This is a genomic window from Phocaeicola sp. RTP21198st1_B8_RTP21198_201120 (assembly GCF_040929485.1).
GTDB lineage: Bacteria > Bacteroidota > Bacteroidia > Bacteroidales > Bacteroidaceae > Phocaeicola > Phocaeicola dorei.
Genome location: NZ_JBCOCI010000030.1, coordinates 38,143 through 50,536, shown reverse-complemented (window position 1 = coordinate 50,536; position 12,394 = coordinate 38,143). Strand labels below are relative to the sequence as shown.

Here is a 12,394-nt window from a genome sequence, read left to right as displayed (position 1 = left end):
AGGTAAAGGAAGATGTGAAGTACGATCAGATGAATGCCGTAGGTTTCCACATTCCCGGTGCATTTGACAAGGTGCTGGCTATAGACAAGTGCTGGTTACAGGATGATATCAGCAACCAGATACGCAATGCGATTCGTGACTATGCATACGAACACAATTATTCTTTCTTTAATCTGCGTTCTCAAGAAGGAATGCTTCGCAACTTGATGATTCGTACCTCAAGTACGGGTGAGCTTATGGTGTTGCTGCAATGCAAGATTGTAGAAGAGGGTGAATTGGATTTAATGAAGCGGTTACTGACTTTTGTTGCAGAACGTTTTCCGCAAATCACTTCCTTGTTATATGTAGTCAATAATAAGTGTAATGATACCATTAACGATCTGGATGTGATGGTGTTTAAAGGGAATGACCATATTTTTGAGGAAATGGAAGGCTTGCGATTCAAGATAGGAGCGAAATCATTTTATCAAACTAATTCCGGACAGGCGTATAATCTTTATAAGGTGGCCCGTAATTTTGCCGGATTGACTGGTAATGAGTTGGTGTATGATCTTTATACGGGGACTGGAACCATAGCCAACTTCGTTTCACGTCAGGCAAAGAAAGTGATTGGTATCGAATATGTGCCTGAAGCGATAGAAGATGCCAAAGTGAATTCGGCAATCAATGGCATTGACAATACCTTATTTTATGCCGGTGACATGAAGGATATCCTGACTCAAGAGTTCATCAGTCAACATGGTCGTCCTGATGTTATCATCACTGATCCTCCCCGTGCCGGAATGCACGATGATGTGATTAATACAATCCTTTTTGCTGAGCCTCAGCGGATTGTGTATGTTAGCTGTAATCCAGCCACTCAGGCACGTGATTTGTCTTTGTTAGATGCCAAATACAAGGTGATGGCCGTGCAACCCGTAGATATGTTCCCCCATACACATCATGTGGAAAATGTAGTGTTGCTGGAAAAAAGAGGATAATCCGAATGGCTCAATTATAAATTGTTTAAACAGTAAATAGAATTATGTCAAGAGGTAAAAAAAATGATTCCGGCAGACCAAAGGCGAAAAGCGTTGCCCGATATACTATATATAATGTGACGGAGTCCGCTGAGCTGATGGATTTCCTGATGCGGAAAATGGCGGGAATCAGTCGTAGCAAGGTAAAGGCGTTGCTTGCCAACCGTGTGATTTTGGTAGATAATGTGATTACTACTCAATATAACTTCGCGTTGAAACCAGGTATGAAAGTGCAGATGTCTAAGGCGAAGAATAACCGTGAGTTTAAACATCCGATGCTGAAACTGGTATACGAGGATGCTTATATCTTGGTGGTGGAAAAGAAGGAAGGGTTGCTTTCTGTCAGCACAGAACGTCAGAAGGAACGTACTGCACAACATATTTTGAATGAGTATGTAAAGCGCTCACATCGTTTCAACCGCGTATTTGTAGTACATCGTCTGGACCGTGAAACTTCGGGATTGATGATGTATGCCAAGGATGAAAAAACCCAGAATACTTTACGTGATAATTGGCATGATATTGTGACGGACCGTCGTTATGTGTCCATCGTTTCTGGTGATATGGAGAAGGATTACGGTACAGTAGAGTCTTGGTTGACCGACCGGAAATTGTATGTTAGTTCCAGTCCTGTGGATGATGGGGAAGGTAAGTTTGCGGTTACTCATTATAAAACAATAAAGCGGGCCAATGGATATTCTTTGGTGGAGTTGGATTTGGAAACAGGACGTAAGAATCAGATTCGTGTGCATATGTCGGATTTAGGTCATCCTGTTATTGGTGACCGGCGTTATGGCAGTGAGTGTGATCCTTTAGGACGATTGGCGTTACATGCCTTCAAGTTATGCTTCTATCATCCGGTAACCAGAGAGTTGATGGAGTTTGAAACTCCTTATCCTACGGCATTTAAAGGATTAATGCAGAAAAAATAGGAAGCTTCGTCTGTTAAAATTAAATAAAAGACGTCTTCGCTTTTATTTTGAGCAGAGATTGAGAATAAAAGTAAGACAATATCCGTCCGTCTACATTTTGGTAGGTGGATGGATATTGTTGTTTTGGATATAATAAGATACTATCATACTGGGATAAAAAAATGATACCGACTTATCACAAGCCGGTATCACGAAAAAATAATCACTTTATTATTTTGTAATCATCCAGCTTTGTGCGCTCACAAAGCACGGGGAATAAAAAGTTATTTATATACTAACACTGTAAACAACTACTTTCACAAGCTATTGTTTACTTACCTAATAAAAGGTAGCTTAACAAATATCACTTAATGTTCATTTTTTTTGTTTGACCTTACAAAGGTAACACAAAAATTGAGAATTATACTATATAGTTCTAATAACGGATAATATTGCGGTAATTTAGGCGCTATTTAAGCCATTTATCTAACCAGTTAAAGAATGTGCGTTGCCATAACACTCCATTTTGCGGTTTCAAGACCCAATGATTCTCATCCGGATATAATAAAAGTTCGGCCGGAACACCGCGCAACACAGCCGCATTGAATGCCGACATACCTTGTGAAGCGAGAATTCTATAATCTTTTTCACCATGAATGCAGAGAATAGGAGTGTCCCATTTGTCAACGAAGCGATGGGGAGAGTTGGCAAAGGTACGTTGGGCTGTTGCATTGTTTTTGTCCCAATATGCACCACCCATATCCCAGTTGGCGAACCACATTTCTTCTGTCTCCAGATATTGCTGTTCCATATTGAATATACCATCGTGTGCAATAAATGCTTTAAAACGTTTGTTATGGTGTCCCGCCAGCCAATAGACGGAGAATCCGCCGAAGCTGGCACCTACGCATCCTAAACGGTCGGTATCTACATATGGTTCTTTCGAAATATCATCTATGGCGGATAAATAGTCTTTCATACATTGACCTCCGTAGTCACCGCTAATTTGTTCCAACCATTCCATGCCGAATCCGGGCAGACCGCGACGATTCGGAGCGATGATAATATAATCGTTGGCTGCCATAATCTGGAAGTTCCAGCGATAGCTCCAGAATTGGCTAACGGGACTTTGTGGCCCACCTTCACAGAATAACAAAGTAGGATACTTCTTGTTTGCGTCAAAATTAGTGGGATAGATCACCCATGAGAGCATTTGCTTGCCGTCAGTAGTCTTGGTCCATCTTTCCTCTACTTTGCCCAATTTCAGTTGTTTAAAGATGTGGTCATTCTCGTGTGAGAGTTGTGCCACTTGTCCGTCGGCAGGAGTGAGAGTGTAGATTTCATCAGCAGCACTGATAGAATGACGTTTGGTAATTATTTTGTCGCCTGCCATGGCTACTGATCCGTAGTCATACATGCCGTCAGTCAGTTTTTTTATATCACCATTCAGATTGGTACTGTATACCATGCTGGTTCCATGCCATACACCGATAAAATACAGACTTTGTGAATCATTGTTCCAGCAGTAGTCATCTACGCCCGATTCGAAACTTTCGGTGACAAATGTCTTTTGGCCGTTATTCAAATTGTAGACGCACAGGCGGTTTCGGTCGCTTTCGTAACCATCGCGCTCCATGCTTTGCCATGCAATGTATTTGCCATCGGGACTGAATTTCGGATTAGTGTCATATCCTCTCATCTCATCTGTTCCATTCGAATCTTGTCCATTCAGTTTGCACAGGTTCAGTGTTGTGCCTTTTTCTATATTATATAGGTATATATCTGAGTCGGTAGATACTGCGTATGCCAATCCTTGCTTCTTTCGGCTGGTGTAAGCTATTTGTTTAGAGTCGTTGCTCCAAGCCAGTTGCTCGATACCTCCGAAAGGTTTCATTGGAGCTTCAAACGGTTCACCTTCCATGATATCGGTGGCTGCTCCCATCATGTTACCATTAAAATCAGCGATAAAAGGATGCGGAATACTTTCTACCCATTCGTCCCAATGTTTATACATCAGGTCGTTTACAATGATACCACTGGCTTTGGGTAGGTCAGGGTAGAGGTCTACGGTGCGTTGGCCGTATTTTATTTGTGAGATGAAAAGAATCTTTTTGCCGTCCGGTGAAAAAGAGAATCCTTCTATGTCTCCTTTGAAATCGGAAATAATACGGCGTTCCGTACCGTCAGGATTCATCTCCCAAATCTGGCTGCCACCACTTTCATTGCATAAGAATGCGATTTTTGTTCCGCCTTTTATCCATTGAGGTTCGCTTTCATTCCAGGCTGTTTGAGTAAGCAGGGTGTTGTTCTTTCCATCGGTATTCATTACGTAAATTACATGATGGCTTTTGTTCTCGGGAACACTATAATAGGCTACAGTGTAGGCTATCTTTTTGCCGTCGGGGGAAATACTCAGACTGCCTATACGTCCCATTGCCCACAGGGCTTCGGGGGTGAGACGGCCATCTTTGATGGTGATTTCTTGCTTACCTATAATGGGTTCGTAGCCCTGTCCTTCCTGCTTTACTTCGGTACAGGAAGAAGCTAGCATAAGTGCTGCTGCCATGATGGTTGCGCTTGATTTATTCATATCTAAAAATTGTTTTTGATGATTAATTGACTGCAAAAATACGTATAAAAGCCGGTGATGTGAAATGTTCCTGCATATTTGTTTTGTTTCTTTGTGTGCTTGTGGATGGTATCTTTGCTGAGAGGAATAAATATAGAAGTAGCTATCGTATTATTACAGAACAGCGAAGACCGCTATTCTGTAATAATACGGCGGCCTTCGCTGTCTTTTTAAGGGAGTGTAAACTCGTTATTTTTTTCCTTTATTCATTCTTTCTTGTTGCAGACGCTCCTGCTCCTTTTGCAAAGCCTCCAGTTTGGCCATTAGTCCGCCACCACCTGGTTTGCCGCCATTCTTTTGGCTTTTCTTTTCTTTCCGTGCTTCCAGCATGGCAAGGAGTTTCTTTTCATCAGTTGTTTTGCGCAGAATCACCATAGTGAGGATACCAATCAGTCCGGAAATGAAGTAATAATAATTCAAACCGGAAGAATAACCGTTGAAGATGAAAATAAACATGACTGGCATGATATACATCATTAGTTTCATACCCGGCATTTGCTGTTGTCCCATATCCTGCTGTTTCATGGTGTACATGGTATTCAGAATATTAGTGATACTGAACAGCAAACAGAAGAGGCTTAAATGATTGCCCAGCAAAGGAATGTTGGTTCCCCAGTTGATAATATCATCATAAGTGGATAAGTCCGGGGCCCATAAGAAACTTTGTTGACGCAACTCAATAGCGTTAGGCACGAAGAAGAATAAAGCCATGAATACCGGCATTTGTATCAGCATAGGCAAGCAACCTCCCATGGGGCTTACTCCGTATTTGCTGTAAAGTGCCATCGTTTCCTGTTGCTTTTTTAAAGCATCCTCTTTCTTGGGATATTTTGCATTAATCTCGTTGATATACGGTTTCAGGACGCGCATCTTGGCAGAAGACATATATGATTTGTAGGTAGCCGGATAAACTAACACTTTGACGATAATTGTCATCAGCAGCAATACGACACCCATGCTCAGTCCCCAACCCGAGAGCCAATCAAACAAATTAATAGTGAACCAGCGGTTTACCCAGCGGATAATGGGCCATCCCAAATAAACCAGATCTTCTAGTTCCAAGTCTTTTTGGGAAAGGCTTAGATCATTGCTGTTCAGCAAAGTCTTGAAATGGTTCGGACCGAAGTAGAACTGCATATTGGTAGACTGCTTTCCGGTAGGATCAAAGAAAGTTGTCATGTCTGCGGTATAGTTCTTCATATATCCGCTTCCTTCCTGTTGGGGGGTAGAGGTTAGGGAGGCTTTGTCAAAATCTTGATCGGCAATAAGTACGCTTGAGAAGAACTGATTTTTGAAAGCAATCCAGTCCAAACGATCAGTTACATCTTCTTTTGCTTCTTTCATTTCGTTCAGATAATCTGAACTTTTTTCTACTGGCTTGTAGGTGAGCGAGGTATAGCGCTGCTCGAAGCTGAAACCTTTTTCAAGTTGACGTGCCCGTTGACGCCAGTTTATATTGACAGTGTTCAGGGCAGGAGGGAAGAAATTCTGCATGCCATTTGCGCGAATTGTGAAATTCACCATGTAAGCATCCGGCAAAAGTTTGTAATCGAAATCTATATAGCCTCCATTGTTTGCTGCCAGACGCATGGTTACAGTGCTGTCTGTTACGTTGGTAGGCTGGAAATACATATCCTCGGTCAAAATGTTTTCATTCTTTCCTTCGAAAGCGAAATTCATGCCCGAATCTTTTTCATCAAACAGCATCAAAGGCTTGCCGTCCTGTCCATTATAGTCTTTTAATATGGCTGCACATACCCGTCCACCTTTATTGGTGAAAGTCAGTTTTACTACATTATTTTCCAGTGTCGTTAGCTGTTCCGCACCTTGGCTTGCGCCATAGAACATAGAGGTAGAGTCTAAATGCAATGTTGCATTCTGGCTCTGTGTCGTGGCAGCCTGTGCCTGTCGTTCGGCCTCTTTTTGGGCTATCGCCTGAATGGAATCCTGATAATGTTTGGCACGTGCCATTTCTTCCTGGCTAGGACGGTTGTAGATGCTGAAGCCTATCACAACTGCACCAATCAGGGCGAATCCCACTAAAGTGTTTTTGTCCATTTTTACTTGTTTACCTTATTATATTATAATTCTCGTTTCTTATTTGTCTATTGCCGCTTTGATAAATGACAGGAACAAAGGATGTGGTTTCAATACTGTACTGCTGTACTCGGGATGGAACTGGACTCCGATGAACCATTTTAATGTTGGAATTTCAATTATTTCCACTAAATCGGATTCTGGATTGGTACCCACACATTTCATACCCGCCTTTTCGTACTCCTGCTTATAGTCATTGTTGAATTCGTAGCGGTGACGGTGGCGTTCCTGTATATGTTCGCTTTTATAGGCTTCGAAAGTCTTTGAGTGTTGGTCAAGGATACATTCATAGGCCCCTAGGCGCATAGTGCCGCCCATGTTGGTAATAGCTTTCTGTTCTTCCATAATGTCTATCACGTTGTGTGGCGTTTTTTCATCCATTTCACGGCTATTGGCATCTGTATAACCTAGCACGTTACGGGCAAACTCAATAGCCATGCACTGCATACCTAGACAGATACCAAAAGTGGGTACATTGTGTGTACGTGCATATTTAATAGCGACGAACTTACCTTCTATGCCACGTTGTCCGAATCCTGGACAGATGATGATACCATCCATTTCCTTAATTTGCTCTTCTACATTGGCATCTGTCAGTTTCTCGCTATTGATGAAGTGGATATCCGCTTTACGGTCATTGTAAGTGGCTGCTTGTGACAAAGCTTCAAGGATAGATTTATATGCGTCTTGTAAATCGTATTTACCAACTAATCCAATTTTTACTTTTTTAGTTGCTTTGTGACGACGATCTAGAAAATCTCTCCATGGGCCGAGGGTTGGAGTTTCACCCACGGGCAATCCCATTTTTTGAAGGATGGTTACATCCAGTCCTTGTTCCTGCATACGCAAAGGTACTTCATAAATAGTGGGCATATCGATGGACTGCACCACAGCATTTTCATCTACGTTACAGAATAGAGCAACTTTCTTTTTCAAATTAGTGCTCAATTCGTGCTCGGTACGCAATACCAATATGTCTGGCTGAATACCTACGGATTGCAATTCTTTTACAGAGTGTTGGGTAGGTTTGGTCTTCAATTCGCCTGCTGCCGCCAGATAAGGAACATAAGTAAGGTGTACGCACAACGCATTACGTCCCATTTCCCATTTCAATTGGCGGATACTTTCCAAATAAGGAAGTGATTCAATATCACCTACAGTACCACCAATTTCGGTAATGACAAAATCAAATTTGTATTTGCTTCCCAATAATTTTACATTGCGTTTGATCTCGTCGGTAATATGGGGGATAACCTGAATAGTTTTTCCCAAATAGTCACCGCGGCGTTCTTTGTCAATAACACTTTTGTAAATACGTCCTGTTGTAATGTTATTGGCTTTAGTTGTCTGGATGCCCAAAAAACGTTCGTAATGTCCCAAATCGAGGTCGGCTTCGTGTCCGTCTACCGTTACATAACATTCACCATGTTCATAAGGATTCAAAGTTCCCGGATCGATATTGATGTACGGATCGAACTTTTGAATTGTCACATTGTAGCCTCTGGCTTGCAGTAATTTACCTATTGATGATGAAATAATACCTTTACCTAATGAGGAGGCAACACCACCAGTTACGAAGATATACTTAGTTTCTCCCACTAAAAAATCATTTGATGAAATTGAATTTATCATTCGTTATTATATAAAGGAAACAGTTTTTTGGGAAAAGGAAAATTAAGTGTATTTTTGCACAAAACTAAAAATAGTATGAGAAAAAGTATATGTTTGACTATAGTGCTTGCTGTATTCTGTATGGGAGAGGCATCGGCACAGAAAGTAACCAAGACGAAAGAAGATCCGGCTGTGAAAGCCTTTTCTGATTCATTATCAGCTTTGAGCGCATCTTATTTTGCTTATTTCAGACTGTGGGATGATTTGAATATCCCGGCTCCCCGGTGGGTACGTCCTAATCCGGCTTTTTATAAGTTGTTTGTTCCGCCCACTTATTATGAAGCTCCTATAAAAGAAATTTTTGAAATAAAATGGAGTCCGGATACGAAAATAATGACGGCTGTTGATTCGCTGTATATGGGGAAACGCGACTCTGTATCTGCTGCTATATATCAGCTGCCCGATTTGGAAACCTTGGCCGCTGCAGACCGTTGGTCGAATAATATATTAAGGAATTATTATTTGCAATATCCGGGCAGACTGGTGAATAACGAACTTTATTTGGCCGACCTGAAACCACTGGAAAATAATCAGATAGTAAAAAGACCAAGGAAAGAGAAAATCAAAAGTTTCCTTCAACCGGAAACACCGGTGGAAAGCTTGACTACGGATAATGAATTGTTGGTGGTACGTCCTAACTTTTGGACGCATAAGGGGAATGGATATGTTCAGTTCACACAACATTATATTTCAGATAACTGGTATAAAGGTGGTGAAAGTACTAATGCGCTATTGTCTGGCTTGGTGCTGGAAGCTAATTTTGATGACCGCCAGCGTATAGAGTTTGAAAATAAGCTGGAAATAAAATTGGGTTTTGTTACAGCACCGTCAGATACAGTACATAAATATAAGACGAATGCCGACTTGTTTCGTTTAAACAGTAAACTGGGTGTGAAAGCGTTCAAAAACTGGTATTATACTTTGGCGGGCGAGTTCAAGACCCAGTTTTTTGGGAATTATAAGACGAATACGAATGATATGATTTCTAATTTTCTGTCTCCCGCTCAATTGGATATAACCCTCGGTATGGACTTTAAGCAGAATAAGAAGAATTATTCATTGTCTTTGTTAGGATCTCCACTGGCGTATACTTTTATGTATATCAGTAATGATAAGATAACTGATCCGGGTGCTTTTAATGTGGATCCGGGGCATAAAACAGCAAATCTTTTCGGTTCGAAATTTACAGGTAATCTGACTTGGAAAATTATTCCCAGTATTGTGTGGGAATCTAAATTGGAGTACTTTACAACTTATGACACCGTAATTGCCAGTTGGGAAAATACATTCAATTTTGTATTGAACCGCTATTTGTCTACTAAGTTGTTTGTTCATGCGCGTTATGATGACGGTGTGACATTGACTGAGGATAACAAGAGTTATTTCCAGTTGCAGGAATTGCTTAGTTTTGGTTTGAATTATACTTGGTAAAGAGGAGAGTGTAAGTGATATTGATAGAAAATCAATAAAAACACGGATGCCGCAGAATACCAAATCCTGCGGCATCCGTGTTTTTATCTGAGAATGGTTTTCTATTTTATTTATGTTCATCCAGCAACGTTTGCACAATTCTTTCTGCAGTGTGTCCATCCCAGCGTTCCGGTAAAAGCCCCTTTTGCCATTCTCCTTTATTCAGCATATCAAGGGCGTTTGCTAAGATTTCAGGGTCTTCCCCCACTAGCCGGTTTGTGCCGATTGTCACTGTTTCGGGATGTTCTGCATACGTACTTAATGTCATACAGGGGATTCCTAAAAAAGTAGCTTCTTCCGCTACGTTACCCGAATCTGTAATGAGACCCTGGGCATGGCTCACTAAATAACCGAATGACAAATAAGGTTGCGGTGGTAATATATATAACCTTTCAGAAGTAATATTTAAAACAGACAGCTTGTTTTTTACATACGTGTGGAGCGGTGCCACGATCGGCTTGTCTGTTTTTTCCAGTATAGTGCGGAAGATAGCTTTCAGTGCAGTATCATTGTTTAGCAATGAATGCTTGTTCAAGGTTAGCAAGAGGTATTCTTTTTCTTTCAGTCCCATAATAGAGAATGCTACCGGGCGCTGTAAGCGAGTACGGTTATAACGCAGCGTATCAATCAGAATGTTTCCTACAAAATGTACATGTGCTTGTTCGGTTCCTGTTTGATTCAGATTGCGGTTGGCTACCATTCCGGCCGTGAATAGATAATCAGACAAGCCATCTGTTATCATACTGTTTACTTCTTTTGGCATATCCATATCGAAAGAACGGGTTCCGGCCACTAGATGAGCAACTTTTATCCCCTTCTTTTTAGCCACGATAGAACACGCCATAGTAGGAGTTAGGTCATCCACTACAAGTACTACCTGTGCAGGATGTTGTTCCAGTTCGCGGGCGAAAGCTACCAATATACCTGCCATTCGCTGGAAAAAATCTGTATTATCCACATGCAGATACACATCGGGACGCGGCATATCTAGGTCTGTAAACAGAGAAGGTTCCAAACTTTTATCTTCGTCCGAACCTGTGTAGACCAGGCGGGCAGTGATATTTTTTCCTGCTGCCTTTGCAGCTTTGATAGCACGCATTAATGGGGCTATTTTCATGAAATTGGGACGTGCACCGGCGATAATTGTTACTTTCATCTTATTTTAAGCTATTTTCTGAACACAAAAATACATTTTCTTATCGAATTTATTCGTTACTTTGCAGACAAATAACAACCATTATGCTAACATTTGTTCAAGTTTTAGATTTTATAGGTACGTTTGCCTTTGCCATCAGCGGTATCAGATTGGCGTCTGCCAAACAGTTTGACTGGTTTGGTGCGTATGTAGTGGGTTTGGCGACGGCTATCGGAGGAGGTACTATCCGTGATGTGCTTCTAGATGTGACTCCGGGTTGGATGACTGACCCTATATATTTAATATGTACAGGACTTGCATTGTTTTGGGTAATTGCTTTCGGCAAGTATTTGATTCATATGCATAACACTTTCTTCCTGTTCGACAGCATCGGCCTGGCACTATTTACAGTAGTGGGGGTAGGTAAAAGTATTGCTCTCGGATATCCTTTTTGGGTAGCTATAATCATGGGTAGTATCACTGGGGCCGCAGGTGGTGTGCTCCGCGATGTTTTTATTAATGAAATTCCGCTTATTTTTCGTAAAGAAATTTATGCAATGGCCTGTGTGGTGGGGGGATTAGCCTATTGGATATGTGATCTGTTTGGTCTGGAAGCCTTTATTTGCCAGATAATAGGAGGTAGTACTGTGTTTTTGGCGCGTATTTTAGCTGTTAAATATAGCATCTGTTTACCAATTTTAAAGGGGGAACAACGCTAAACAGCACCTGAAAACTATCAAAATAGGGGGTAAAAACTGATAAATGACGGTTTTTACCCCCTATTTTAATAGTTTTTTCTTTGACACCTATTTAAAATGCGCTATCCTTGCATTACCGAGAGCATGGAAAAAGAATATGAACCTAAACTGAAAGATTTATGAATAGCGTTAGTTTTAAAAAGAACCTGCTGGGTGTGCAAGAAGAATTACTTCGGTTTGCATACAAACTCACAGCCGACCGTGAGGAGGCTAATGACCTGCTACAAGAAACTTCATTGAAAGCGCTGGATAATGAAGACAAGTATATCCCCGATACAAACTTTAAGGGATGGATGTATACCATTATGCGTAACATCTTTATAAACAATTATAGGAAAATAGTGCGTGACCAGACATTTGTGGACCATACAGACAATCTCTACCATTTAAGTATGCCTCAGGATTCCGGCTTTGATAGTACCGAGGGAGCTTATGACATGAAAGAAATACATCGTATAGTCGGCTTGCTTCCCAAAGAATACCGTATTCCATTCGCTATGCATGTGTCGGGATTCAAATATCGTGAGATTGCCGAAAAGTTGGGATTGCCGTTGGGTACTGTAAAAAGCAGAATCTTTTTTACCAGACAACGCTTGCAAGGGCAACTCCGTGATTTTGTATAATCCAAAGGGAAAAATTATCAAAAAGGTAGAGTGAAATTCTTTTGCTCTGCCTTTTTGTTTTTATTGGTTTACAATATGATA

The 12,394-nt window shown here is 41.1% G+C and carries 9 protein-coding genes; 5 read left to right on the top strand and 4 right to left on the bottom strand.

Translation table 11 applies throughout. The annotated features are described in order from the left end of the window. Together rlmD and AB5935_RS12630 are read left to right on the top strand one after the other, a co-directional pair. The coding region (rlmD, locus tag AB5935_RS12635; protein WP_368327449.1) for a 23S rRNA (uracil(1939)-C(5))-methyltransferase RlmD at window positions 1-980 on the top strand (980 nt) is incomplete at its 5' end. A gap of 44 nt (window positions 981-1,024) precedes the next feature. Then, entirely contained in the window at window positions 1,025-1,951 is a 927-nt protein-coding gene (locus tag AB5935_RS12630) for an RluA family pseudouridine synthase (protein ID WP_007835297.1), read from the top strand. 448 nt (window positions 1,952-2,399) lie between these two features. Here the strand turns inward: AB5935_RS12630 and AB5935_RS12625 are convergent, their stop codons facing one another. The 3 genes from AB5935_RS12625 to AB5935_RS12615 form a co-directional block, all read right to left on the bottom strand. Beyond that, window positions 2,400-4,520, bottom strand: coding sequence for an alpha/beta hydrolase family protein (locus AB5935_RS12625; RefSeq protein WP_038609729.1), 2,121 nt, complete (start codon window positions 4,518-4,520; stop codon window positions 2,400-2,402). 228 nt (window positions 4,521-4,748) lie between these two features. After that, window positions 4,749-6,617 (bottom strand): membrane protein insertase YidC, encoded by a 1,869-nt coding sequence (gene yidC / locus AB5935_RS12620; protein WP_007835299.1) that lies wholly within the window; start codon window positions 6,615-6,617, stop codon window positions 4,749-4,751. A 39-nt stretch (window positions 6,618-6,656) separates the two neighbouring features. Then, entirely contained in the window at window positions 6,657-8,255 is a 1,599-nt protein-coding gene (locus AB5935_RS12615; protein ID WP_007835301.1) for a CTP synthase, read from the bottom strand. 108 nt (window positions 8,256-8,363) lie between these two features. On the opposite strand from AB5935_RS12615, the gene AB5935_RS12610 reads away from it, so the two are divergent. Further along, complete coding sequence (locus AB5935_RS12610; protein ID WP_008673888.1) at window positions 8,364-9,758, top strand: DUF3078 domain-containing protein; 1,395 nt, start codon at window positions 8,364-8,366, stop codon at window positions 9,756-9,758. Between the two features lie 106 nt (window positions 9,759-9,864). Here AB5935_RS12610 and AB5935_RS12605 read toward each other — a convergent pair whose 3' ends face one another. Further along, window positions 9,865-10,953 carry a UDP-N-acetyl glucosamine 2-epimerase gene (locus tag AB5935_RS12605; RefSeq protein ID WP_038609726.1) on the bottom strand — a complete coding sequence of 363 codons (1,089 nt, stop codon included), beginning with the start codon at window positions 10,951-10,953 and terminating at the stop codon, window positions 9,865-9,867. Window positions 10,954-11,036: 83 nt separating this feature from the next. On the opposite strand from AB5935_RS12605, the gene AB5935_RS12600 reads away from it, so the two are divergent. Together AB5935_RS12600 and AB5935_RS12595 are read left to right on the top strand one after the other, a co-directional pair. After that, complete coding sequence (locus tag AB5935_RS12600) at window positions 11,037-11,651, top strand: trimeric intracellular cation channel family protein (RefSeq protein WP_005841975.1); 615 nt, start codon at window positions 11,037-11,039, stop codon at window positions 11,649-11,651. 158 nt (window positions 11,652-11,809) lie between these two features. Further along, the gene (locus tag AB5935_RS12595) at window positions 11,810-12,313 is read left to right on the top strand and encodes an RNA polymerase sigma factor (protein WP_005841977.1); all 504 of its coding nucleotides are present in this window, start codon (window positions 11,810-11,812) and stop codon (window positions 12,311-12,313) included. Window positions 12,314-12,394: the final 81 nt, after the last annotated feature.